The following is a 24,434-nucleotide window of genomic DNA, read 5'->3' as shown; positions in this document are numbered from 1 at the left end:
TGAAGGTTTAAATATACAAGCCCTTTAAATTTTTTAAAGGGCTTGTAATAATTTTTAATTAGTTAAAACTAGCAGTTCTAAATAACGGTTCGTTATTCGGTCTGATAGGAACATTAACATTGCTTTTAGATGCCCAAGAAATTACTTGGTGATGTAAAGGAAGATAAGAAATATCATCTTTTACAATTTTCCAAGCTTTTGCAATTGCAGCATTTCTTTTAACTAAATCAACTTCACCTTCCATAACTCTAATTGCAGCATCAACATCAGCGTTACTAAAGTTAACTTTGTTCCAGCTAGCACCAGTTTCATATAGGTAATGGAAAACATAGTGACTATCTAAAGTTGGAACACCCCATCCTAGCATATAGAAATCACCTTGATCATCTTTAAGCTCTTTGAAGTGTTTACTTTTGGTTTGAGCAAATAAGTTAACATTAACTCCAATTTTACCCAACATTCCAACAACAGCAGTACAGATTGCCTCATCGTTTACATATCTGTCATTAGGACATCTAAGTTCAACGTCAAAACCATTAGGATAACCCGCATCAGCTAAAAGTTTTTTTGCAGCATTAACATCGTAAGGTAATCTTTTATCAAGATCAGCTGTATATCCATTTACACCTGGGAAAGTTATAATTCCAGCTGGTTCACTTAAACCTCTCATAACTTTTTTCTTGATCGCTTCAATATCTATTGCTTGATAAAGAGCTTGTCTTACTTCTTTTTTCTTAAATGGATTATCACCTGTATTACCAGTTCTTAATTTGTCAGCTGCTTGATCCATACCTAAGAAAATTGTTCTCATTTGAGCTGTACTTTCAACTTTGTGACCTGAAGAAGATCCAATTCTTTTTAAGTCTTGAACAGGAGCATCAGTAACTATATCAATTTCACCAGATAATAAAGCTGCTACTCTTGTAGCTGCATTTTTAATAGGCATTAATTCAATTTGAGTTACTTTTTTGTCCTTCATTTCACCCCACCAATGTTTATTTCTTTTAAACACTGTCTTGGTGTTAGGCTCTCTTAAAGTTATTTTAAAAGGACCAGTTCCCATAGCATTAGTAGCAGAGAAAGTTTCTTGTCCTGCATCCCAATTTTGTGGAGACATTGCAAAGTTTTTCTCTGACCAAGCTTTAGACATTATAAAAATGTTAGACAATTGGTTTAAAAGAATAGGGTTAGGTTTACTTGTAGTTATTTTAACAGAGTAATCTCCAACCGCTTCAACATTAGCAACAGTGCTGATGTATTCTTTAAAATCAGATGTTCTTTGCTTGGCTCTTAATATACTAAAAACAACATCCGCAGATGTCATTCCAGAACCATCTGAAAACTTAGCGTCTTCTCTTAAAGTAAAAATCCAAGTATTTGGATCAGTAGCTTTCCATTTTGTTGCTAAAGCAGGTCCTATTTTCATGTCCAAACCCCTTTGAACTAGAGCTTCGTAAACTTGTCTAGATACTTGTGTAGTTGGACCCTCATTTTGTGCATGTGGATCTAGCGTTAGACTGTCTCCTTGCATAGACCATTTAATAGTTTTTGCCCATGCTGAAGAAAATCCGAATACTAGAACTAACGACAATAGTATTCTTACTATATTTTTAGTCTTCATTATTCCCCTCGTTTTTTAAATTTATTTAAAAAAGTATAAGTGAAATAATTGAATTATAGTAGCAATAATTTACTGATAAAATTTAACTTTTATCGCTATCAACTAATTTTTTCTTACCTATCCAAGGCATCATAGCTCTTAGTTCTGCACCAACTTTTTCAACGGGGTGCTCGGCTAATTTCGCTCTCGTAGCAAGGAAGTTTTTTTGACCATTTTTGCATTCATCCATCCACTCTTTAGTGAATTTTCCAGATTGAATTTCAGCCAAAACTTCTTTCATTCTTTTTTTAGTTTCTTCTTTGTTAACTACTCTTGGTCCAGATTGATATTCACCATATTCAGCAGTATTCGAAATAGAATAATTCATATTCGCAATTCCACCTTCATAAATTAAATCAACAATCAATTTAACTTCATGAACTGTCTCAAAATATGCCATCTCTGGTTCATATCCAGCTTCAACTAAAGTTTCATAACCATTTTTAATTAGCTCAACCAAACCTCCACAAAGTACTGTTTGTTCACCAAATAAATCTGTTTCAACTTCATCTTTGAATGTGGTTTCAATAATTCCTGATCTTCCTCCACCAACTGCTGAAGCATAAGATAAAGCTAAGTCTCTTGCCTTTCCTGAACCATTTTGATGAACAGCAAATAAACAAGGCACTCCACCTCCTTTTTCATATTCACTTCTAACTAAGTGACCAGGTCCTTTTGGAGCAACCATAAAAACATCTAGATCTTTTCTTGCTTTAATTAAATCGTAATGAACATTTAAACCATGAGCAAAAGCGATACTCGTTCCTTCTCTTACTCTCTGTTCAATGTGGTTTTTATAAATTTCCGCTTGTAGTTCATCTGGTGTAAGAATCATTACTACATCAGCCCACTCTGCGGCATCAGACAAATTCATTACCTTTAATCCTTTTGACTCTGCTTTAGCTGCACTCGACGAACCTTCCCTTAAAGCAACAACAATATCTTTTACTCCACTATCTTTTAGGTTTAATGCATGAGCGTGTCCTTGGCTTCCATAACCAAAAATAGCAACTTTTTTACTCTTGATCAGGTTTACATCTGCATCTTTTTCATAAAACATTTTCATATAGTCTCTCCTATTAAATTAATTAAATATTTTAGCACCTCTGGTCATAGCTACTGCCCCAGTTCTCGAAGTACTAATAAGACCTAAAGGCTTTAATTTTTTATTCATTTTATCAATTTCTCTTCTAAGAGCAGTTATTTGAATTACTGCTGAAGTTTTTGTTTCATCTAATATTACGGGATTAAATTTTTTACAAGCATTTAAGCATTTTTCAATTTTATTTCTTTTTCCTACAACTTTAAATAAAGCCATTTCTTTAAAAATTACGCCTTTATCCTCTCTTTTAAACTCAGCAACTTTATGAACAGGTACTAACTTTGTTAATTGGAGTCTTATTTGATCAATTACTTGAGGTGTTCCAGTAGTAACAATTGTTATTCTTGAAATATTTTTTACTGCATCAACCTCAGCAACTGCTAGTGACTCGATATTGTATCCACGCCCAGAAAATAAACCGACTACTCTTGCCAAAACTCCAGCCTCATTATCTACCCATACCACAAAAATATATGTATCTGGTTTTTGTTTCTTCGTAGGTATGCTATAAGCTGATTTTGATTTCGGCATTATAATTATACTAAGGCTTTGCCTTTGCCCTTAATTTTATTATCCTCTTGATCATTTGGACCTAAGATCATTTGGTTATGAGGTTTTCCAGATGGGATCATTGGAAAACAATTTTCATTAGGATCTACATGGCAATCAAATATAACTGGTCCATCATAATCTATCATTTCTTGAATTTTATCATCCAGATCAGATGGATTATCTGCTTTAATTCCTTTGCATCCATAAGCTTCTGCCATTTTCATGAAATCTGGTAATGCTTCAGAATAACTTTCAGAATAATTCTTTTCATGCAATAGTTCCTGCCATTGTCTTACCATTCCCATGTATTGATTATTTAAAATAAATATTTTTATCGGAAGATTGTACTGAACAGCAGTAGACATTTCTTGCATAGTCATTAAAACTGAGGCTTCTCCAGCAATGTCAATTACTAATTTTTCAGGGTGAGCAATTTGTACACCAACCGCTGCTGGCAATCCGTACCCCATAGTTCCTAAACCGCCAGATGTCATCCATCTGTTTGGTTTATTAAATTTATAATGTTGAGCAGCCCACATCTGATGTTGTCCAACCTCAGTAGTAACATAAGTATCTTTATTCTTAGTTAATTCATAAAGTCTTTGAACAGCATGTTGAGGCTTTATATTTTCATCGCTATTTACAAAATTGAGAGAATTTTTTTCTCTCCATGTCTCTATTTGTTCCCACCACTTAGCAATATTTGATTTGTTTGATTTGCTATGACCATTTTTTCTTTTAGCAATTGTTTTATTAATTTTACTGATTACACTCGTGACGTCTCCAACTATTGCAAGATCTACTTTAATGATTTTATTAATTGATGATGGATCTATATCAATATGAACTTTTTTTGAATTTGGTGAAAACTCGTCAATTTTTCCAGTAATACGATCGTCAAACCTTGCGCCGATGTTAATTAAAAGATCACAATCGTGCATAGCATTATTCGCTTCATATGTACCGTGCATACCAAGCATTCCTAAAAATTGATTATCATCTCCAGGGTACGCACCTAATCCCTGAAGTGTAGAAGTAATAGGAAAACCGGTTAGCTCAACAAATTCTCTTAGAGCCTGACTTGCTTTTGGACCTGAGTTAATTACTCCTCCCCCACTATATATGATTGGTTTTTTGGCCTTGCTTAATAACTTAACTAATTCATCAATTTGATCTTGAGAAAATTTATTATGCGATTTTCCGTTTAATTTTTTTTCTTTATTTGGTTTTTTGTATTTTGTTTTTGCAAACTGAATATCTTTTGGAATGTCAATTAAAACTGGTCCTGGTCTTCCAGTTGTTGCAACTCTAAAAGCTTCATGCATAACTTTAGAAAGATCATTAATATCTTTTACTAACCAATTGTGTTTAGTACAAGGTCTTGTAATTCCTGTAGTATCACATTCTTGGAAAGCATCAGTTCCAATTAAATGAGTTGGAACTTGACCAGAAATACAAACTAACGGTACGGAATCCATATAAGCATCTGTTAAGGCTGTAACAACATTAGTTGCCCCAGGACCTGATGTAACTAATACTACACCTGGTTTTCCTGATGATCTTGCATAACCCTCAGCTGCGTGACCAGCACCTTGTTCATGTCTTACTAGAATATGTTTTATAGTTGGATGATTTTTTAACTCATCATAAATTGGTAATACGGCACCACCTGGATAACCAAAGATATGTTCTACCTTTTGGTCTTCAAGACATTTAAATACAATTTCTGCTCCAGTAAATAATTTTGGCATTATGCAATCTAGCTGAAGTTGTACTCATTGGTCAAGTTTAAGAATGAAAATTTTAAATTTTTTTCAAAAAATTATTTATGTCTTGTGGCTTCAGTTTCATCCAACTAATCATGTTACCTCTAGCCCAAGTACTTTGTCTTTTGGCGTATTGTCTAGTTTTTATGGCTATTTTATCTCTAGTATCATTCAAATCTTTTTGTTTTTTTAAATATTCTCTAATTTCTTTAACTCCTATGGCCTTGTTAGCACTTTTATCTTTTCTAACCCTTAGCTTTATGAAATCTTTTACTTCTTTTATTGCTCCTTTTTTTATCATCTCCCTTGTTCTTAGATTGATACGCTCTATTAATTCTTGTCTAGGAAAATCAATATAAATTTTAAAAAAGTCATCTTCCACGAAGTTTGGTTTTGTTTTTTTAAACCATTCAGTTAAAGATTTGTTTGTAAACTTTTTAACTTCATAAGCTCTGATGGATCTTTGAGTATCTGTAGGGTTTATTTTTCCTATTGAGAATGGATCTAATTTTAATAATTTTTCATAAAAGTTCTTTTGTCCAAGTTTTTTTTGCATATCTCTAATTTGATTTCTTAATTTTAATGAAATATTTGGTATTTTAACTAAACCATCTGTTAAAGCTTTAAAATATAAACCTGTCCCTCCAACAAGAATTGGAATTTTTTTTCTTTTTTGAACTTCCTTAATTTTTTTAATTACTAGCTTAAGCCAATCACCTGTTGAGAAGTTTTTTGTTACATTATGAAAACCATATAGGTGATGTTTTATTTTCTGATATTTTTTTGGATCTGGTCTAGCTGACAAAATTTTAAGCTCTTTATATACTTGCATGCTATCTGCATTAATAATCTCTCCATCTACTTTTTTCGCAACTTTAATTGCAAAACTTGATTTTCCTGATGCTGTGGGTCCAGATATTAATATTATCTTGGATTTTAAATACATTACTAGTCTAGCTTAACACCAATGTATCGTCTTTGATTTTGATTATTATAGATTGCGAGCAAAACTGTCTTTTGATTTGAATTAAGAACTTTTTTGGTAATATCTCTTAAGTCATCAGCTGATCTAATTTTTTTCTTCTGAGCTTCAATAATAATATTGTTGAGCTCTATTGAATTTACTACAGGGCTGTTGTTAGCGATTTTTGTTATCACAAGTCCTGTGGTCTGATTTGGTAAATTTCTATTTTTAATATCTTCTTTAGTTAATGGTCTTACTGCAATTCTTAAACTTTCAATTATTTCTTCATTATTTTGTTTTTGAGTTTCTTGATTTTTACTTATTTTGAAATCATCTGAAGTTTCTAATCTTCCTAAAATAACATTTTTAATAATCTCTTTTTTATCTCTCCAAACTTTAACTTCAACTTTTTTTCCAACTTCAGTTCGTGCAACAATAGCTGGAAGCTCTTTCATTTGATTTATTTTCTCTCCATTAAATTCTAAAATAATATCTCCAGCTTGTATTCCTGCTTTTTCTGACGGACTATTTTCTGCAACACTAGCAACTAATGCTCCTCTTGCTTTGTCTAATTTTTCAACTTCAGCAATTTCTTTTGTTACATCTTGAATTCTAACACCTAACCAACCTCTTTTTGTTTCTCCAAATTCGATTAATTGTTTAATTACAATTTGAGCACTGTTTGATGGTATAGAAAATCCAATACCGATAGAACCGTTACGTCCTAGAATTGCTGTATTAATTCCAATTACGTTTCCTTCCATATCAAATAGAGGTCCACCTGAATTTCCTGAGTTAATAGAAGCGTCTGTTTGTATAAAGTCTTCATACCTTGATAATCCAATTGATCGATTTCTTGCTGAAATAATTCCAGCAGTAACAGTTCCACCTAAACCAAATGGATTTCCAATTGCTAAAACCCAATCTCCAATTCTTGCTGTATCAGAGTCACCAAACGCTACCGGAATAAATTTTTCATCTGTTTCTAATTGTAAAACAGCAATATCCATTAAAGGGTCAGCGCCCAGAACCTTAGCTTTAAATTCTTGATCACCATTTACTCTAACAATAATGTCGTCAGCATCTTGGATAACGTGATTATTCGTAACTACAATTCCTTTCTCGTCTATTATAAACCCAGAACCTAAAGCAGCTGATTGTCTTTCCTGAGGTGTTCCAAATTCTTTAAACATGTCCTCAAAAGGAGAGCCTGGAGGAAATTGAAAAGGAAAAGGATTGGTGTTTGTTACTACAGTAGTTGTAGTAGAAATATTTACCACAGATGGCATTAATTTTTCTGCAAGATCTGCAAAGGAAGCAGGAACTGGTTTGGGGTTTACATTTAACGAAAAGCTAAATGATATAACAAGGGTTAAGAATATAAGTTTAATTTTATTCATATTAGCTCTTAATGTAATAAATAATTATAAAACCAATTACTGCAAAAATAAGTCCACCTGATCTAAGCTGACTATCTTTAACAAGTTCTAATTTTTTCAACATACTTTTCATTTTTGCTGGAAATAAGGCGTATAAAATTCCCTCGATAAATAAGAAAAGACCAAAAGCTATAACTAGCTCGCGCATTTAAGAATTATTGTTGGATTTCAGGTTTTATATTTCCAAAAAATTTAAAAAATTCACTATCAGGTGATAAAATTAAAGAAGTTTCACCGCCTATAAGAGCTTTTTCATATGCCTGCATTGCTCTATAGAAAGCAAAAAATTCTGGATCTTGGCCAAAGGCGTCGGCAAATATTTTATTTCTTTCTCCATCACCTTCCCCTTTCATAATCTCAGATTGTTTTTGAGCGTCTGCTAGAATCACTGTAACTTCTTTGTCAGCAGTTGATGTAATAGTGACAGCCATTTCTGCACCTTTTGCTCTAAATTCTTTTGCTTCTCTTTCCCTTTCAGTCTGCATTCTTCTATATATTGCATCACTGTTTGCTTGAGGAAGATCCGCTCTTTTAATTCTTACGTCTACTATATTTATACCAAAGTTTTGTGCTTCGTTGTTTACACCTTCTTTAATTAAAGCCATCTGCTTAGATCTATCTTTAGATAACAATGTTTGTAATTCCTCTTGACCTAACACATTTCTAATTCTTGAATTTATAATTGTAGATAATCTTGATCTAGCAACTCTTTCGTTTCCCACTGAAATATAAAACTTTAATGGATCAATAATTTGAAACCTTGCGAATGCATCAACAATTAATCGTTTTTGATCTGATGCAATAACCTCTTCTGGCGGAGCGTCTAAATTTAAAATTCTTTTATCTAAATAAACAACATTTTGAATAAATGGAATTTTAAAGTTTAATCCAGGCTTCATTATGATTCTTTTTGGATCACCAAATTGAAGAATTATTGCTTGGTTAACCTCTTTAACTATAATTACTGATAAAAAAGCTACAACTCCGATTGCAACTAATACTCCTGCTAATATTTTTCCAGCTTTCATTTTAATTTGTCGCTTTCTTCTTTAACTCTGGCAAAGGTAAGTATGGAACTACACCTGAACCTGCATTTTTTTCTATAATTACTTTGTCGATATCAGCTAAAACTTTTTCCATAGTCTCTAGATACATTCTTTCTTGAGTAACTGCTTTTGCATTTTTATATTCATTGTATATAGCTATAAATCTACTCGCTTCACCCTCAGCTTTTGCAACAACTTCTTTTTTGTAAGCTTCTGCTGCTTGTAAAATTTTTTGCGCTTCCCCTCGTGCTCTTGGAATAACATCATTTGCATAAGCTTCAGCTTCGTTTTTAGATCTTTCCATGTCTGCTCTTGCAGCTTGTACATCTCTAAATGCATCAATTACTTGGTCTGGTGGGTCAGCTTTTTGAGTTTGAACTTGTGTAATTTGAATTCCACTTTCATAATCATCTAAAATAGTTTGAATAATTTCTTGGGTTTCAAGCTCAATTTTAGATCTTCCCTCCGTTAAAATTGGCTGAATATCACTTTTTGCTATCACTTCTCTCATTGCAGTTTCTGCTGCTGCTTTAACTGTGCCTTCTGGGTCTTGAATTTTAAATAAGAAATTCCCTGCATCTTTTATTACCCAAAATACTGAAAAATCTATATTAACTATGTTTTCATCTCCAGTTAACATTAAGCTTTCTTGTGGAACATCAGCAACGCCACCACCTGTAGAGAAACCACTATCTCTCTCAGATCTAAATCCTATATCCATTCTATTAACCTTAGTGACTTTAGGTGTTTGAACAGTTTCAACGGGAAAAGGTATATGATAGTTCAAACCAGGCTGTGTAGTTTTTACAAACTTACCAAATCTTAGTACAACGCCCTGTTCATCGGGCAATACTCTGTAAAGCCCGCTAGCTAACCATACAAAAACTAAAACTAATAAAATTAGACTTATTGATTTTCCACCCGAAGTTTTTCCGCCAGGCAAGAATCTTTTAATTTTATCTTGAAGATCTCTAATTAATTCGTCGACGTTTGGTGGTGTTGGACCTCTACCTGATCCATTGCCACTACCTCCTCCACCAGGAGGTGCGCCCCAAGGACTTTGACCTTTAAAATCGTCTGACATATGCAAAAGTATATAGTGTCTTTATTGCAAAAAACAAGTAATGATACTTTTATGACTGATAAAAAACCTGAACTTAGTGCCGCAATGAAAAGTAAGCTAGAACCTAAAAAATTCACTAAAAATCCTATTCTTGGAACTAAGTTTACAATAGCTATCTCCAGTGCAAAAGGAGGCGTTGGAAAATCTACATTTGCAACGAATCTTGCTTTAGCTTTGAAAAAAGTTGGATGTAAAGTTGGTCTTTTAGATGCGGATATTTATGGTCCATCAATTCCTAAAATGTTTGATATTAATGAAAAACCAAAAAGCGATGGTCAAAAATTAGATCCTATTATCAAATACAATATTCAATGTATGTCTATTGGTTTTTTAGCTGATCAACAAACTCCCATGATTTGGCGAGGTCCAATGGTAACAAGTGCCATCAAAACATTTACTCAAAAAGTAAATTGGAAAGATTTAGATTTTATAATAGTTGATATGCCTCCAGGAACTGGTGATACACAGCTAACTTTTTCACAAGAAATAAAAATGGATGGTGCAATAATTGTATCTACACCCCAGGAAGTAGCACTACTGGATGTCAAAAGAGGAATTAAAATGTTTGATAAACTTGGAGTAAAAATTTTAGGTTTAGTCGATAACATGAGTTTTTTTATTGGAGATGATGGAAAAAAATATAAAATTTTTGGAGAAGGTGGAGTTAAAAAAACTGCAAAGGAATTTCAAAAAGAATTTTTGGGTGAGATTCCAATTAATCCAGAAGTTGGGAAAACTGGAGATGAAGGAAAGCCAATTGTGGAAACTAATCCCGATCATGAAATTTCTAAAATATATTTAAATTTTGCTGAAAAAATTAAATCAACTTATCTTTAAGATCAAAAGCAATCATTAGTTCATTCCACTCTCTTTTAGACAGTCCAGAACTTTCAACATCTACATTTTCACCTTTAATAAGTTTTTGGATAATTAATTTTCCTTTTGCAGAAACCTCGGTTCCACCAACTCTATAATCCATAAAAGCATCATAAGTAATGGGAACCCATTTTTTTACAGTATCCAACATTATGTCTGCATAAACTCTAATTTCATATTGAGCATGACTATCAGCTCTTAATCTTAGAAAATTCATTAAGTTTAATAAATCAGTTTTCCAATACCATTGAGTATAGGTATTTAATGTTAAATTCATTCTTGCAAGTTCTCTTGCTAAACCTTTTTTATTTTCATCAATAGTTGATCCATCAAATCTTTCATTAAGCATGGTCTCATAGTTATCATAAGTTCTCTCTGCATCACTTTTTAAAAGTTCCAAAACTTCCTCTGCCTGTTTTCCTTCCAAGACGTCTCCTCTACCCTGTCTGTTACTAGTTGATTGAGCGGCTAAATTTTCTTGTGTTGGCAAATAAAATTCTTTGTCTAGAATTGAATACCTTGCAGAATATTCATTAACGTTTGCAGTTCTGTGCCTAATCCATTGTCTGGCAATAAATATTGGTAGCTTAATATGATATTTAATTTCGCACATTTCAAATGGAGTACTGTGCCAATGTCTCATTAAATATTTAATAAGACCTGAATCGGTAGAAACTTTCTTAGTTCCTTTACCGTAAGATACCCTTGCTGCCTGCACAATTGAGTTATCATCTCCCATATAATCAACAACTCTCACAAAACCATGATCTAAAATTGGCAAAGCCTCGTAAAGTATTTTTTCTAACTCAGGAGCAACAACACGTTTCGTCTCATTCTTCTGAGATTGTTGGTCTTTGATTTCACTTATTTGCTCTTTAGTAAGACTCATTAGATTGTATTAATACTAATTTATGTAAAATTATATATTAAAATTGATATGTTGATAACTTTTGTACATATTTAATTTAAGTATTTATTGAAGATTTTTAAATTTTTTCATCACCAGATTAAAAGTTAAAAGTTCAATTTTTTAAAAATTTTTTCAGGAATTAAGTTAATAATTATCATTATGTATCTCCATAAAAAATTTATATAAACAATTTCTTTATTTCTTTTTATACTATTAAAAATTGTATCAGCAGCTTTTTCTGGAGTTGTTATTAAGAATTCAGGAGATTTTTCTGTAAAGCTATTAGTAGAAATATAACCAGGTATAACAGTTATTATCTTTAATTTATCCTTATAATACTGTCTAAGGCCTGATATAAAGTTTATTAACCCACCTTTTGCAGCACTATAATAAAGTCTCTTAGATCTGCCTCTTAATCCAGCTACAGAAGTAATAACACAAATAAATGAATTTTTTTCGAGAAGAATTTTTTTTGTTAAATTAGTTAAACATAAAACAGCATGAGTAAAATTAACATTAATATTTTTCTGAGCTTCTTTGTAATCTAAAAACTCTTGATCAGGGCTTCCTGTTGATCCAGTCACCCAAATTATACCTCCAAGGTCTGATGGTAATTTTTCAATATCTTTAAGTGTTTCATCTAAATTATTTAGGTCATTGGAAAAAAAGTAAAAATTTTTTTCTTTTGTATAAGATTCAAAGTCAATGATTTGTTTAGCTTTTTCTATATTTCTACAAAAAATATAAAAATCATCATATTCACTTGAAAATTTTTTAATCAGATATTTTGACAGAAGAGAAGATCCACCATGTATAAACAACTTTTTTCTCATTACTAAATTCTTTCTATTCTTTTAAACATACTTGATTCATAATTTTTATGAAAATACTTTAGATTTTTTTTTTTAAATACAGGATTAATATCAAGAGTTTTTTTGTTTAATTTATCTAAAATAATGTCTTTAGAAAGCTCAACTTCAATATTATTTTTGATTACAAAATTACTTAATGCTTTTTGAATACGAATAAAATTTTTTTTTATAGGAAAGTCTAAAGATAATGATATTTTAAAATTTTTTTCTTTTAATGTTTTTTTATGAAATTTAATTATAACAAAACTTGAGACTAATTGATTATCCTCAATCAACGATTTTAAATCCCTAATAATTTTTTTTAGATCTTTTATTTTTAAGTAAATTTGAAATTGAACAAATCCGTTACTAAAAAAATAATTCCAATTTTTTATTTTATTTTGTGGGAAAAAAAAGTCATTAAAATTTGAGATTTTTTTACTAAAAATTATGTTCTTAAATTTAAATAATCTATTAAATAAAGAAATGAAAAATTTGTTATTTATAAATATGCCAACAATTTTAGCAAATAATATCGGAAGAGATATATCGTTAATTTTATTTTGAAAATTTTTTTTATGGGTATCATGATTACCTAGAAAAATTAATCCATCAAAATTTTTTTTAGTAAAATCAACCCAACAAACTCCATACTTAAATTTACTTATTTTTTTAAGATGATCATAAAAATGATTATAAGACCTAAAATTTAAAATTGTTTCATTAATTTTTTCACTCTGAATTTTAATAATTTTAATTTTTGCAGAAATTATTGGTCCCGTAGATCCTTTTCCGTTTATAGTAAGTTTGAAAAGTTTCTTATTTCGCCTATTAGAGCAATTTAACAAATTTAAGTTCTTATCAATAATCTTTAAAGACTGTATATAATTAGAGAAATTATTTTTAATATTTAATTTTCCACTAATATTATTGGCTATCATGCCACCAATAGTTACATATTTACAACCTGGCATACACTCCAACATGAAACCATTTTTTAATAAAAAATTATTTAATTTTTTTAAAGAAATTCCAGTCTCTACTTCTATCAATTTTTTTTTTTTATCAAAATTTATGATTTTGTTAAAATTGGTTAATGATATTTTTTGTTTATATCCTATAAAGCAATCATTATAAGATCTTTGATTTCCAACAATTACAAATTTTTTTTTTAATAGTGTTTTAAGTTCATTTAAATTTTTTGGCTTATTAGTTCTATTTGAATAAGATTTGGTAAAAGAAAAATTGTATATGTTGTTTCTCACTTTTTACTAATATTTATATATTTTGAGTATAGTCCTGTAAATTGGAATTGATCCAATATCTTCGTGATAAACAGCTTTAGGATTCCATGTTAAACAAAAAACAAATATAAAAATAAGATATTTTTTTCTACTTGAGAAAAAAATCAAATTTAATTTTTTTAATAAATTACTTTCTTCAAATAAAATTATTTTATTTTTAAAATTGTATAGAAAATATAATAATAACATTGAATAACTGAGATTATACCATCTTCCCCAATCTACAGCGATTATAAATGGAATTAATGTAAGTAAGAATAATAACAAACCCCAAAGTTTAAAACTCATAAACTTAGATAAAATATTATTATTTTTAAACTTTGAGTTAATATAAAGAAATATTAAAAATATGTATCCTAATAAAAAAATTATTAAATTATGAGGAATGTGTTGAAAATTAAAACTTTTCATTTCAGCAAAATTTGCACTTAAAGTTCTTTTCAACATAAACGCTCCTAAACCACAGTTTTCATTTAACTTTTCTTTTAAATTTTCACACAGTAACTTAAACTGTTGTTCTGAATGAATAGACTTAGAAAGGAGATAAAAAATTAATAAAAATAAGAAAGAAATTAATATGATCGTAATTACTTTTTTTAATTCAAGTTTTTCATATTTTGAAATTAGAACTAAATAAAAAAAAGGAATATAAAACATAGACACTTCGTGAGTCAGTAATAAAATGGAATATATGAAAACTAAATATAAAACACTAACTGTAAAATTTAATTTTTTAATCAAGTAAATATATAGAATAAAAGATAAAGGAATTAATATATCTTTTCTTCCTAAAGCCTCTAATTCAGCAATAGGGAAAATTAAAAATAATGGAGATAAAATTGAAATTATTATCCACTTATTTAAATTAACGCTTATGACAAAGAAATAGACTAAAAAATAGTATAAAATAAAAACAAGAAACAAAAATACTAATATTACTTTTCTATAACTAACATCAAAAAAAATACTTATGTGAGTGAAAATTTCTCCAAAAAAACCTCTTCTACCAAAACCACCTGAATAATTTATTGCCCATTCAGCCATAGAATTATTTGTAGGTGAAAGGTAAGTCTTTGAAAGTAAATAAATAGAAGAAAAGATTAAAAAAATTACATATATAAAAAAAATTTTATTAAATTGATTTTTTGTTTGTTCCATAAAATATTGAAATTTAAAAAATTTGTTAATCCATAAGTATCTTAAAATTTTTTAATAATACTAAAAGATTTAATTAATTATCCTATATTTTATTTCAAAATATAATAATGTTGAAATGAAGAATTAAGACTGTATATTAAAATTGCCATTTTATGGCTACAACGATAAACGAATTTCGTAATAACCATTTCGGACGTGGGGGCAGTACCCACCACCTCCACCATTGCAATTATGGGGGTGAACTAGATTCGACGGGTGACTAAAGGCTATTCTTTCGTTCGGGATTGTTCCACCGTAACGGGCTAATTTATAATTGCTAACGAAAGTTACGCACTTGCTGCCTAATTAACTTTGTTAATTAAGCAAACGGGGTTCGGGGCACCTGGCAACAGAACGCCCCTGTTTAATTTAATTTTTTTTAAGTTCGGCTTGAGCAGCGGCCAATCTTGCAACAGGTACTCTGTAAGGTGAGCATGAAACATAATTTAATCCTGCTTTAGAACAAAATGATATACTATGTGGATCACCACCATGCTCTCCACATATACCCAATTTAAGGTTTTTGTTTTGTTTTAGTCCTCTTTCTACTGCTATTTGTACTAAATCTGAAACTCCCTCATCTATTGAAACAAAAGGATCAATAGAAAATATTTTATTTTCTAAATAATCATTTAAAAATTTACCACTATCATCTCTACTAATTCCAAAAGTAGTTTGTGTTAAGTCATTTGTTCCGAAACTAAAAAATTCTGCATGCTTAGCAATTTCCTTTGCTTTTATCGCTGCCCTAGGTAATTCAATCATTGTACCTACTAAAAATTCTATTTTCAATTTATGTTCTAGTTGAACTTGACTTGCAGTTCTAATTACTAGCTCTTTCATTATTTTTATCTCAGCCTCTGTTGATACTAAAGGTATCATTATTTCAGGAAATGCAGATTTAATTTTGCTTTTTTTAAGGTATGCTAAAGCTTCAAATATTGCTTTACATTGCATTTCATAAATTTCTGGAAAAGATATTCCTAGGCGACAGCCTCTGTGACCTAACATAGGATTTTGCTCATGAAGCTCTTCAATTCTTGACTCGACTTCTTTAACGGTTAGATTAACTATATTAGCAACCTCATTAATTTCCTTTTCTGTACGTGGTAAAAATTCATGTAATGGTGGGTCCAACAATCTTACTGTGACTGGTAGTCCACTCATAATTTTAAAAATATCTATAAAATCTTTTCTTTGATGCGGTAAAAGTTTTTCTAATGCTATTGCTCTGTCTTCTTTTGTTTTTGATAATATCATTTCTCTTACAGACAAAATTCTTTCTTCATCAAAAAACATATGTTCAGTTCTACATAGCCCAATACCTTCTGCACCAAAGTCTTTTGCTGTTTTAGTATCTTTTGGAGTTTCAGAATTTGTTCTTACTTTTAATTTTCTATAGCTATCTGCCCAAGACATTAACTTCGAAAAATCACCAGATATTTCTGGTTTCACAGTTGAAACACTTCCAGCAATAATTCTTCCAGTTGAGCCATCAATTGTGATTACTTCTCCTTCTTTTATTTCCATTGAAGAAGTTTTAAAAGATTTATTTTCATAGTTTATATCAATTTCACTTGATCCTGATACACATGGTCTACCCATACCTCTTGCAACAACAGCCGCATGACTTGTCATACCTCCTCTGGCAGTCAAAATTCCTTTAGCAGCATGCATTCCTTGTATATCTTCTGGTGAAGTCTCTACTCTAACCAAAATTGTATCTTGCATCATTGCGGTTAATCTTTCAGCCTCTTCTGATGTAAATACAACTTTACCACTGGCTGCACCTGGTGATGCTGGCAATCCATTTGCTATAACATTAATTGAACTTTTTTCATTCAAAGTGGGGTGCAAAAGTGTATCTAAAGAGTTTGGGTCAATTCTTAATACAGCTTCTTTTTTAGAAATTAATTTTTCTTTAACCATATCAACTGCAATTTTGACTGCAGATTTTGCTGTTCTTTTTCCTGATCTTGTTTGAAGCATCCAGAGTTTATTACTTTCAACTGTAAACTCTACGTCTTGCATATCTTTATAATGCATCTCTAATTTTTTCAAAATTTTTTGAAGTTCTTTAAAGACTTTAGGCATAGACTCTTCCATTGATAATTCTTTTACTTTAGCTTCTCTCCTAGCTTTTTTAGTTATGTATTGAGGGGTCCTTGTGCCCGCTACAACATCTTCGCCTTGTGCATTAATTAAATATTCACCATATACATCATTTGATCCATCTGATGGATTTCTTGTAAACACAACTCCTGTTGCACAATCATTACCCATATTTCCAAAAACCATCGATTGAACATTTACGGCAGTTCCCCACTCGGATGGTATTTGATTTAATTTTCTATAAACTTTTGCTCTATTACTTTCCCACGATAAAAATACTGCACTTATTGCTCCTAGCAATTGTTTATGAACATCTTGAGGAAAATCTTTATTTGCCTTTTCTCTTACTGTTCTTTTAAAATCTTCAATTAATCCATCCCAATCACTTTCATCTAAATCTGTATCTAACAATACACCTTTAGTAAGTTTATAATTTTCAATTAATTCCTCAAAATGATAACCTTCTACACCCATTACAACATTGCCGTACATTTGAATGAATCTTCTATAACTGTCTTTAGCAAACCTTCCATTTGAAGTTTTGATTGCTAAAGCTTTAACTGTTTTATCATTCAGACCCAGATTTAGAATAGTATCCATCATACCTGGCATTGATACTCTTGCGCCAGAACGTACAGATAACAAAAGTGGATTTTTTAAGTCTCCAAATTTTTTAGAAACATCTTTTTCAATTAGTTTTAATTCTTTTTTAATTTGAGAAATTAAATTTTTATTTAATTTTTTTTTATCCTTATAAAAAATTTCACAAACTTTTGTAGATATTGTAAAACCAGGAGGCACTGGAAGACCCATTCTTCCCATTTCAGAAAGATTAGCACCTTTTCCTCCTAAAAAGTTTTTAGGATTTTTAATTTTTTTACTATCCTTAGAATTAAAGTTTAAAATAAGTTTTTTCATTAACGGGAGTCGATTAGAGCAAAATTTACATAATTGTTGAACGTTTTACAAATCATTTGGATTAGTTCCAGCCTATTCTTCTTTATGACCAGATCATCTTCGTTCACAATCACATTATCAAAAAAGTCAAAAACCTCTCTTTTGACGCTGGCTAAATTGTCCAATGTTTGAACATAATTTTCATCTTTATTAATACCTGAAAAATAATTCCTTAATTCACTAATTTTTTTAAATAGGTTTTTTTCTAATTCAGTTTTAAAAATTCCAGGGTCAGTTGTATTTGATAATTCTATTTTATCTTTTTTTAATTCATCGTCTAAAATGTTTGAGGCTCTTTTATAGCTTGCAATAATATCTAAACCATTTGGTTTGTTGATAATTTTATTTAAATGTTTAGCTTTATTATAAATAATAACAGATTGATCTAAGTTAAAAGAACTAGTTGATGCTTGAATTATGTCACTTCTAATATTTTCCTCCTTCATGTGATATTTTAATCTATCCATTAAAAAATCTGATAATTCATTTTGTAGAGATAGGTTATCAATTTCAAAACCTTGATCTAAATACAGGCTTAAAGAATAATTAATTAGATCTTTTATTTTAAAATCTTTTTTATTTTCAACTATTATTCTTATTACCCCCAATGCTAATCTTCTTAGAGCATACGGATCTTTCGAACTTGTTGGCTTTTGATTTAAACCAAAAAAACCAACTAAAGTATCTAACTTATCAGCCAAAGAAAGGGCTATGCTAAATGGTTTTTTTGGAACTCTTGAACCTGAACCTGTAGGTAAATATTGTTCACTTATTGCCAAAGCTAAATCTTTATCAAAACCTTGTGCGTTAGCGAAATAACCACCCATTACACCTTGGAGTTCTGGAAATTCACCTACTAGTTCTGATAATAAATCAACTTTACAAATTGATGCTGACAATTCAACTTTTTCTTTACTGATTAAAAGTTCATCAGATATCATTCCACCTAATTTTCTCATTCTTTGGGCTTTATCGAAATAACTTCCTAATCCTTTAAAATAATTCATTGATTTTAATTCAGTAACTTTTTTGACCATATTTTGAGATTTATCTTTTTTCCAAAAAAATTCTGCGTCACTTAATCTTGCTTCAACTACTCTTTCATTTCCTAATTTAATCAATCCTTTTTTGTCTTTTTTGTTTGCAACCACTAAAAACTCATTAGTAATATTTTCTTTATTATCAAATATAGGAAAATATTTTTGGTGGGATTGCATGGTAATAATTAATATTTCTTTTGGAATATTTAAGAATTTTTTATCAAATTCACAAAGTAGGATATTTGGTTGATCTGTTAAATCTACAACCTCATTAAGTAATCTAGGATTATGTTGGATCTTAATATTTTTATTTTTTAATATATTGTTAAATTTTTTTTCTATTAATTTTTTTCTTTCTTTGTGATCAACGATAATGTCAATTTTTTTAAAAAAACTTTTATAATTTTTAAATTCTAAGAAAGACTTTTTATTTTCCTCAAATTCTTTATCAACAAAAGTTGAGTTAGAAGATGTTAGGTGATGAAAATTAAAATTTAACTTTTTTTTACCAAATACAGCTAGAATTGACTTTAAAGGTCTGCCCCAATTTAGGTCAAAAGTTCCCCAACACATTGATTTTTTCCATTGAATTTTATTTAATAATATTGGGATAAATTCTTCTAATAATTCATCTGTGTGTAATTTTTTTGATTTTGTCTTGAAAAAATAAAATTCTCCTTTGTCTGTTTTCTTTTGGTAGAGATCCTTTTTTAAGATTTTATTTGACCTAACAAACCCCTCGAGTGCTGTCTCTGGTGACTTAATGTTTGGACCTTTAATCTCCTCAGATTTTAATACAACATTTTTTTGAACACCTTCAAATAATACCACTAGTCTGTTTGGTGTTGAATATGAAGAGCTTTTTTTAAATAAAATTGATTTTTCTAAAAATAAATCATTAAAACTTTTAAGTAAGTCTTCCCTCAAATTTTGTTGAAGATTTGAAGGTATTTCTTCACTAAATAATTCTAAAAAAAACTCTGACATTATTTTTGACTGTCTAACCAAACGCCAGCTGCAGATTTTGTGATGTCTCTTATTCTGGCAATATAACCAGCTCTTTGAGCGACACTGATTGCACCTCTTGCATCTAGAATATTAAACACATGACTGGCTTTTAGACATTGATCATATGCTGGTAATGAAATTTTTTTTTCTACCAAATCTTTTGCCTCAGACTCGTGCATTTCAAACATTTTCAAAAGTTTTTCTACATTCGCATGTTCAAAATTGTATGCTGAAAATTCTTTTTCGGCCTGATGAAAAACTTCGTGATATTTTACGCCTTCATCATTCCACAATAAATCATAAACATTTTTTTCTTTTTGGGTAAACATACAAATTCTTTCTAACCCATAAGTGATTTCAACTGAAACAGGTTTACAATCAAATCCAGCCATTTGTTGAAAATAGGTGAATTGAGTAATTTCCATTCCATCACACCATACTTCCCATCCCAATCCTGCAGCACCTAACGTTGGACTTTCCCAATCATCTTCAACAAACCTTATATCATGATCATTATGATCTATTCCTATAGTAGACAAACTATTTAAATAAAGTTTTTTTATATTTTCAGGAGAAGGTTTGATTAAAACTTGAAATTGATAATAGTGTTGTAACCTGTTTGGATTATCTCCATATCTTCCATCTGTGGGTCTTCTTGATGGTTGTACGTAAGCTGCTTTCCATGGTTTAGTTCCTAGTGATCTTAGAGTAGTAGCTGGATGAAAAGTTCCTGCACCAACCTCCATATCGTAAGGCTGAAGAATAACGCATCCCTTTTTACTCCAAAATTTCTGAAGATTTAAAATTGTATCTTGGAATGTTTGAATTTTTTTTTTTTCTTTTTTTGCTTTAGAAACCATATCTTTGCCAAATTGATCTTTCATCTAAAATACTTGCTATTTGATCTACTTGATTGCTAGATGAGGAAAGTTTTTGACTTAACCATCCTTTTGATTTTTCAAATTTTTTAATAATTACATCCTCACCAAATTTATCTTTTAATATTTCATGTGCATTACCTATTCCATCAATCAATCCTAAATTTTTTGCTTTACTGCCTGACCAAAACTCACCTGAAAAAAGTTCTACATCAGATTTATTTAATTTTGATCCTCTACTTTTTTCAACAACATCTATAAAGTCTTTATGAAGATCCAATTGAATATTTTTTAATCTTTCAATATCCTCGTTTTTTTCTTCTAAAAATGGATCAAGTGTACTTTTATTTTTGCCAGCAGTATGAACTCTTCTTTCAACCCCAATTTTTTTTATCAACTCTGTAAATCCAAAAGAAGAATATATCACTCCTATGGATCCAATTATTGAACTTGAATTTGCATAAATTTCGTCCCCAGCACATGAAATCAAATAGCCTCCAGAAGCCGCTACGTCTTCAGCAAATACAATAACTTCTTTTTTGTGTTTTTTTGCTTGTTGTCTAATAAAGCTGTAGATTAAATGTGATTGAACTGGTGATCCTCCTGGAGAATTGATTGATAGAGCAACACATGCCGCTTTTTTCAAAGAAAAAGCCTTTTTAATTAGTTCTTCTTGACCTGCAAAATCAATACCTTGTTTAAACTTTCCTGCATTACCAATAACCCCACTTAATTTTAAGTGAGCAACAATTTTTTTCTTTTTAAAAAAAGAGAACATAGGTAAGTCTTATAGAATTATTTATTGAATATAAAGACTACTTATAATTGAAGAAACTGGTGCGTCAATTGATAAGTAATATATATAAACAAATTATACTAATTTAAAAATCTTATGGGAACAGTTGTACAGCTTAAAAATCAAATAAATGATTCATATTTTCAGCTTAAAGACTCAGTTGAAGAAAAGCTGGTTTTAACCGAAGAAAAAATAAAGTCAAAATTATCTAGTGACGTACAGCTGGTTCAAAAAATGACAGATTATCATATAGAAACTGGAGGAAAAAGACTAAGGGCTTTACTAACATTGGGTAGTGCAAAATTATGTGGTTACTCTAAAGGCTCTAGAGATATAAATTTAGCTGCGTGTGTTGAATTAATTCACAGTGCAACATTGATGCATGATGATGTAATTGATGAAGGCACTGTTAGAAGAGGAAAAGAAACTTTAAACAAAGTCTGGAATAATCATTCGTCAGTTTTAATTGGAGATTATCTATTGAGTAGATGTTTTGAAATGATGGTAGAAGACGGAAACCTAGAAGTTTTAAAATTATTATCGTCCACTTCATCTAAAATCGCTCAAGGAGAAGTTCTGCAACTTCAACACAGAGGTGAAGTTGATATGCTAGAAGAAACATATTTAAAAATAATCTCAGCTAAAACTGCTGAGTTATTTGCAGCTGCAACTAAAGTTGGTGCAATTTTATCTAATGCAGAAAATAAAGAAAAAGATGCTTTAGAATTTTATGGAAGAAACTTGGGATTAACTTTTCAAATAGCAGACGACACACTAGACTATAATGCTGAGCTCAAACTATTTGGTAAAAAAATTGGTCAAGATTTTTTTGAAGGAAAAATTACCTTACCAATAATTTTACTTTTTCAAAAATTAGGAAATGATGAAAAGAAAATTTTATCAAATATATTTAAAAAAGAGTTAAGAACAAAAAATGACTTTAATGAAATTATTGCTCTTATAAATAAGTATAAAATAATTCAGGAATGCTATCAAAAAGCACAGCACTATATAAATTTAGCCTCGAATTCTTTAAGTGTATTTAAAGACTCTGAAGAAAAAAATATTCTTAAAAGATTAACATCATTTAGTTTATCTAGAAATTTTTAAGGACTTAATAAAGACTTTATCCACTTCCCGGACTTATCTTTATTATATTTTAATCTCTCGTGAATTCTGTTCTCACCATCTAACCAAAATTCAATGCTATTTGGAGATAAAACCCATCCAGACCAGTAACTTGGTCTTGGTACATCTAATTTGTTACTATATTTTTTTTTGTAATTTTGTATAGATTTTAACAATTGTTCTCGCGAATTTAATTCTTCACTTTGCTTAGAAGCCCATGCTCCTATCCGACTCTCATACGCTCTAGATGAATAGTATTCATCTGCAACCTGATCAGAAACTAATGAAACCTTTCCATTAATTCTTATTTGTCTTAGGAGACTTTTCCAATGGAAACACATCGCAGCATACGGATTTTCTTTTAACTCATTTCCCTTTTGACTATTTAAATTTGTATAAAATACAAATCCATCTTTGTTGAAATCTTTAAGTAAAACCATTCTAACTGACGGAATGTTGTTTTTATCTGATGTGGCCAAAGCAACGGCGTTTGGATCATTTGGCTCAGTTCTCTTTGCTTCCTCCATCCATTCATGAAATAAATGAATTGGATCGTCTATATCAAGAAAGCAACTATTAAGACCTAAAGAGTTTTTTTGATTCATAATTTAAACAAAATAATCTATATAATATAAATAATGTCATTTAATACTTTTGGAAAGCTATTTCGTTTCACAACTTGGGGAGAGTCTCATGGACCTGCAATTGGCTGTATTGTTGATGGTTGTCCTCCAAATATAAATCTTAAAGAGCAAGATATTCAAATAGAATTAGACAAAAGAAAACCAGGACAATCTAAATTTACAACTCAGAGAAAAGAGGATGACAAAGTTCAAATATTGTCAGGAGTATTTGAGGGTAAAACTACAGGAACACCTATTTCTCTCATAATCTACAACAAGGATATGAGATCCAAAGATTATAGTAATATTAAAGATAAGTTCAGACCAGGTCATGCAGATTTTACTTATTTTAAAAAATATGGAATTAGAGACTATCGAGGTGGTGGCAGATCTTCCGCAAGAGAAACTGCAGCAAGAGTTGCGGCCGGTGCAATAGCAAAAGTTGTACTTCAAAAAAAATTAGGTAAAAAATTTAAAGTAATTGGTGCAGTAACTCAGCTAGGAATTCTTGGATGTGATACAAATCAATGGAATGATAAAGTAATTTCAAAAAATCCATTTTTTTGTCCAGATAAATCAATGATTAAATTATGGGAAAAATATTTGCTTGGTGTAAGAAAATCAGGATCCTCATGTGGAGCTGTGATTGAAATAAGAGCGAGAGGTATCCCAGTTGGTTTAGGTGCTCCAATTTATTCAAAATTGGATACTGACATAGCTTCGGGTCTAATGAGTATTAATGCAGTTAAAGGTGTAAATATTGGTGCAGGAATGAACTCAGCACAATTAAGTGGGGAACAAAATTCAGATGAAATTTCCTCAAAAGGAAATAAATTAAAATTCAATTCAAATAAAGCGGGTGGAATTCTTGGTGGAATTTCTACGGGCCAAGAAATTGTTGCATCTTTTGCTGTCAAACCGACATCGTCAATTTTAACTAGTAGAAAAACTATAAATAAATTTGGTAAAAATACTTCAATATCTGTTAAAGGTAGACATGATCCTTGTGTTGGAATTAGAGCTGTACCAATTGGTGAAGCTATGATGAACTGTGTTTTGCTTGATCACTACTTAATGAATAAAGCCCAATGTAGTTAGCTTA

At 30.3% G+C, this 24,434-nt stretch carries 21 protein-coding genes and 1 other RNA gene; 4 read left to right on the top strand and 18 right to left on the bottom strand.

The genetic code is table 11. The annotated features are described in order from the left end of the window. Positions 1 to 58: 58 nt before the first annotated feature. From ACTT9Y_RS00355 to hflK, 9 genes are all read right to left on the bottom strand, one after another. Positions 59 to 1,621 (bottom strand): ABC transporter substrate-binding protein, encoded by a 1,563-nt coding sequence (locus ACTT9Y_RS00355; protein WP_440932519.1) that lies wholly within the window; start codon positions 1,619 to 1,621, stop codon positions 59 to 61. An 82-nt stretch (positions 1,622 to 1,703) separates the two neighbouring features. Further along, positions 1,704 to 2,726 carry a ketol-acid reductoisomerase gene (gene ilvC, locus ACTT9Y_RS00350; RefSeq protein ID WP_440924931.1) on the bottom strand — a complete coding sequence of 341 codons (1,023 nt, stop codon included), beginning with the start codon at positions 2,724 to 2,726 and terminating at the stop codon, positions 1,704 to 1,706. An 18-nt stretch (positions 2,727 to 2,744) separates the two neighbouring features. Continuing rightward, complete coding sequence (gene ilvN, locus ACTT9Y_RS00345; RefSeq protein ID WP_440932518.1) at positions 2,745 to 3,293, bottom strand: acetolactate synthase small subunit; 549 nt, start codon at positions 3,291 to 3,293, stop codon at positions 2,745 to 2,747. A 5-nt stretch (positions 3,294 to 3,298) separates the two neighbouring features. After that, complete coding sequence (locus tag ACTT9Y_RS00340; RefSeq protein WP_440932517.1) at positions 3,299 to 5,065, bottom strand: acetolactate synthase 3 large subunit; 1,767 nt, start codon at positions 5,063 to 5,065, stop codon at positions 3,299 to 3,301. 52 nt (positions 5,066 to 5,117) lie between these two features. Next, positions 5,118 to 6,026 carry a tRNA (adenosine(37)-N6)-dimethylallyltransferase MiaA gene (gene miaA / locus ACTT9Y_RS00335; RefSeq protein ID WP_440932516.1) on the bottom strand — a complete coding sequence of 303 codons (909 nt, stop codon included), beginning with the start codon at positions 6,024 to 6,026 and terminating at the stop codon, positions 5,118 to 5,120. A gap of 2 nt (positions 6,027 to 6,028) precedes the next feature. Continuing rightward, positions 6,029 to 7,444, bottom strand: coding sequence for a Do family serine endopeptidase (locus tag ACTT9Y_RS00330; protein WP_440932515.1), 1,416 nt, complete (start codon positions 7,442 to 7,444; stop codon positions 6,029 to 6,031). Position 7,445: 1 nt separating this feature from the next. Beyond that, positions 7,446 to 7,631, bottom strand: coding sequence for a DUF2065 domain-containing protein (locus ACTT9Y_RS00325; RefSeq protein ID WP_075484568.1), 186 nt, complete (start codon positions 7,629 to 7,631; stop codon positions 7,446 to 7,448). A gap of 7 nt (positions 7,632 to 7,638) precedes the next feature. Then, a complete protein-coding gene (gene hflC, locus ACTT9Y_RS00320) occupies positions 7,639 to 8,511 on the bottom strand; it encodes a protease modulator HflC (RefSeq protein WP_440643411.1) in 873 nt (290 codons plus the stop codon). Between the two features lies 1 nt (position 8,512). Continuing rightward, positions 8,513 to 9,613 carry an FtsH protease activity modulator HflK gene (gene hflK, locus ACTT9Y_RS00315; RefSeq protein ID WP_075535910.1) on the bottom strand — a complete coding sequence of 367 codons (1,101 nt, stop codon included), beginning with the start codon at positions 9,611 to 9,613 and terminating at the stop codon, positions 8,513 to 8,515. Here hflK and ACTT9Y_RS00310 point away from each other — a divergent pair, their 5' ends adjacent. Beyond that, positions 9,614 to 10,489, top strand: a complete 876-nt coding sequence (locus ACTT9Y_RS00310; protein ID WP_440932514.1) for an Mrp/NBP35 family ATP-binding protein — start codon at positions 9,614 to 9,616, stop codon at positions 10,487 to 10,489. It abuts the gene before it with no gap. On the opposite strand, the gene thyX is transcribed toward ACTT9Y_RS00310, so the two are convergent. From thyX to ACTT9Y_RS00290, 4 genes are all read right to left on the bottom strand, one after another. Continuing rightward, positions 10,470 to 11,417, bottom strand: a complete 948-nt coding sequence (gene thyX / locus ACTT9Y_RS00305; RefSeq protein ID WP_440932513.1) for an FAD-dependent thymidylate synthase — start codon at positions 11,415 to 11,417, stop codon at positions 10,470 to 10,472. The genes ACTT9Y_RS00310 and thyX overlap by 20 nt on opposite strands. Before the next feature lie 125 nt (positions 11,418 to 11,542). Beyond that, complete coding sequence (locus ACTT9Y_RS00300; RefSeq protein ID WP_440932512.1) at positions 11,543 to 12,271, bottom strand: SDR family NAD(P)-dependent oxidoreductase; 729 nt, start codon at positions 12,269 to 12,271, stop codon at positions 11,543 to 11,545. A 2-nt stretch (positions 12,272 to 12,273) separates the two neighbouring features. Further along, entirely contained in the window at positions 12,274 to 13,554 is a 1,281-nt protein-coding gene (locus ACTT9Y_RS00295; RefSeq protein WP_440932511.1) for an FAD-binding oxidoreductase, read from the bottom strand. Positions 13,555 to 13,560: 6 nt separating this feature from the next. After that, positions 13,561 to 14,751: a hypothetical protein gene (locus tag ACTT9Y_RS00290; RefSeq protein ID WP_440932510.1), complete on the bottom strand. Its 1,191-nt coding sequence runs from the start codon at positions 14,749 to 14,751 to the stop codon at positions 13,561 to 13,563. A gap of 106 nt (positions 14,752 to 14,857) precedes the next feature. Here ACTT9Y_RS00290 and ssrA point away from each other — a divergent pair. Beyond that, positions 14,858 to 15,154: a transfer-messenger RNA gene (ssrA, locus tag ACTT9Y_RS00285) on the top strand. 5 nt (positions 15,155 to 15,159) lie between these two features. Here the strand turns inward: ssrA and ppdK are convergent. The 4 genes from ppdK to ACTT9Y_RS00265 are packed head-to-tail and all read right to left on the bottom strand — an operon-like array spanning position 15,160 to position 21,563. Continuing rightward, positions 15,160 to 17,820 (bottom strand): pyruvate, phosphate dikinase, encoded by a 2,661-nt coding sequence (gene ppdK / locus ACTT9Y_RS00280; protein WP_440932509.1) that lies wholly within the window; start codon positions 17,818 to 17,820, stop codon positions 15,160 to 15,162. Further along, on the bottom strand, positions 17,820 to 19,886 hold the full coding sequence (gene glyS, locus ACTT9Y_RS00275; RefSeq protein ID WP_440932508.1) for a glycine--tRNA ligase subunit beta: 2,067 nt from the start codon (positions 19,884 to 19,886) through the stop codon (positions 17,820 to 17,822). Before glyS ends, ppdK begins: the two co-directional genes overlap by 1 nt. Then, on the bottom strand, positions 19,886 to 20,767 hold the full coding sequence (locus tag ACTT9Y_RS00270) for a glycine--tRNA ligase subunit alpha (RefSeq protein ID WP_440932826.1): 882 nt from the start codon (positions 20,765 to 20,767) through the stop codon (positions 19,886 to 19,888). The genes glyS and ACTT9Y_RS00270 overlap by 1 nt, the downstream gene beginning before the upstream one ends. After that, entirely contained in the window at positions 20,757 to 21,563 is an 807-nt protein-coding gene (locus ACTT9Y_RS00265) for a S49 family peptidase (protein ID WP_440932507.1), read from the bottom strand. Before ACTT9Y_RS00265 ends, ACTT9Y_RS00270 begins: the two co-directional genes overlap by 11 nt. A gap of 114 nt (positions 21,564 to 21,677) precedes the next feature. Here ACTT9Y_RS00265 and ACTT9Y_RS00260 point away from each other — a divergent pair, with 114 nt between their 5' ends. Next, positions 21,678 to 22,691, top strand: a complete 1,014-nt coding sequence (locus tag ACTT9Y_RS00260; RefSeq protein ID WP_440932506.1) for a polyprenyl synthetase family protein — start codon at positions 21,678 to 21,680, stop codon at positions 22,689 to 22,691. Here ACTT9Y_RS00260 and pdxH read toward each other — a convergent pair. Beyond that, positions 22,688 to 23,314 carry a pyridoxamine 5'-phosphate oxidase gene (gene pdxH / locus ACTT9Y_RS00255; protein ID WP_440932505.1) on the bottom strand — a complete coding sequence of 209 codons (627 nt, stop codon included), beginning with the start codon at positions 23,312 to 23,314 and terminating at the stop codon, positions 22,688 to 22,690. The genes ACTT9Y_RS00260 and pdxH overlap by 4 nt on opposite strands. A gap of 33 nt (positions 23,315 to 23,347) precedes the next feature. On the opposite strand from pdxH, the gene aroC reads away from it, so the two are divergent. Then, positions 23,348 to 24,430, top strand: a complete 1,083-nt coding sequence (gene aroC / locus ACTT9Y_RS00250) for a chorismate synthase (protein WP_440932504.1) — start codon at positions 23,348 to 23,350, stop codon at positions 24,428 to 24,430. Positions 24,431 to 24,434 lie beyond the last annotated feature (4 nt).

Source organism: Candidatus Pelagibacter sp. (genome assembly GCF_052049995.1).
In the GTDB taxonomy this organism is placed as follows: domain Bacteria; phylum Pseudomonadota; class Alphaproteobacteria; order Pelagibacterales; family Pelagibacteraceae; genus Pelagibacter.
The sequence above is the reverse complement of the archived record's forward strand: the minus strand, read 5'-3'. Positions and strand labels throughout refer to the sequence as shown.

What these genes read in the sequence shown, in the direction of transcription:
- ACTT9Y_RS00310 (WP_440932514.1), top strand. Translation starts at nt 9,614, where the DNA reads ATGCAAAAGTATATAGTGTCTTTATTGCAAAAAACAAGTAATGATACT.
- ACTT9Y_RS00265 (WP_440932507.1), bottom strand. Translation starts at nt 21,563, where the DNA reads ATGTTCTCTTTTTTTAAAAAGAAAAAAATTGTTGCTCACTTAAAATTA.
- aroC (WP_440932504.1), top strand. Translation starts at nt 23,348, where the DNA reads ATGTCATTTAATACTTTTGGAAAGCTATTTCGTTTCACAACTTGGGGA.
- hflC (WP_440643411.1), bottom strand. Translation starts at nt 8,511, where the DNA reads ATGAAAGCTGGAAAAATATTAGCAGGAGTATTAGTTGCAATCGGAGTT.
- ACTT9Y_RS00355 (WP_440932519.1), bottom strand. Translation starts at nt 1,621, where the DNA reads ATGAAGACTAAAAATATAGTAAGAATACTATTGTCGTTAGTTCTAGTA.
- ACTT9Y_RS00325 (WP_075484568.1), bottom strand. Translation starts at nt 7,631, where the DNA reads ATGCGCGAGCTAGTTATAGCTTTTGGTCTTTTCTTATTTATCGAGGGA.
- ACTT9Y_RS00300 (WP_440932512.1), bottom strand. Translation starts at nt 12,271, where the DNA reads ATGAGAAAAAAGTTGTTTATACATGGTGGATCTTCTCTTCTGTCAAAA.
- ACTT9Y_RS00260 (WP_440932506.1), top strand. Translation starts at nt 21,678, where the DNA reads ATGGGAACAGTTGTACAGCTTAAAAATCAAATAAATGATTCATATTTT.
- glyS (WP_440932508.1), bottom strand. Translation starts at nt 19,886, where the DNA reads ATGTCAGAGTTTTTTTTAGAATTATTTAGTGAAGAAATACCTTCAAAT.
- ppdK (WP_440932509.1), bottom strand. Translation starts at nt 17,820, where the DNA reads ATGAAAAAACTTATTTTAAACTTTAATTCTAAGGATAGTAAAAAAATT.
- ACTT9Y_RS00330 (WP_440932515.1), bottom strand. Translation starts at nt 7,444, where the DNA reads ATGAATAAAATTAAACTTATATTCTTAACCCTTGTTATATCATTTAGC.
- ACTT9Y_RS00340 (WP_440932517.1), bottom strand. Translation starts at nt 5,065, where the DNA reads ATGCCAAAATTATTTACTGGAGCAGAAATTGTATTTAAATGTCTTGAA.
- ACTT9Y_RS00270 (WP_440932826.1), bottom strand. Translation starts at nt 20,767, where the DNA reads ATGGTTTCTAAAGCAAAAAAAGAAAAAAAAAAAATTCAAACATTCCAA.
- ACTT9Y_RS00290 (WP_440932510.1), bottom strand. Translation starts at nt 14,751, where the DNA reads ATGGAACAAACAAAAAATCAATTTAATAAAATTTTTTTTATATATGTA.
- miaA (WP_440932516.1), bottom strand. Translation starts at nt 6,026, where the DNA reads ATGTATTTAAAATCCAAGATAATATTAATATCTGGACCCACAGCATCA.
- pdxH (WP_440932505.1), bottom strand. Translation starts at nt 23,314, where the DNA reads ATGAATCAAAAAAACTCTTTAGGTCTTAATAGTTGCTTTCTTGATATA.
- ilvC (WP_440924931.1), bottom strand. Translation starts at nt 2,726, where the DNA reads ATGAAAATGTTTTATGAAAAAGATGCAGATGTAAACCTGATCAAGAGT.
- ilvN (WP_440932518.1), bottom strand. Translation starts at nt 3,293, where the DNA reads ATGCCGAAATCAAAATCAGCTTATAGCATACCTACGAAGAAACAAAAA.
- hflK (WP_075535910.1), bottom strand. Translation starts at nt 9,613, where the DNA reads ATGTCAGACGATTTTAAAGGTCAAAGTCCTTGGGGCGCACCTCCTGGT.
- thyX (WP_440932513.1), bottom strand. Translation starts at nt 11,417, where the DNA reads ATGAGTCTTACTAAAGAGCAAATAAGTGAAATCAAAGACCAACAATCT.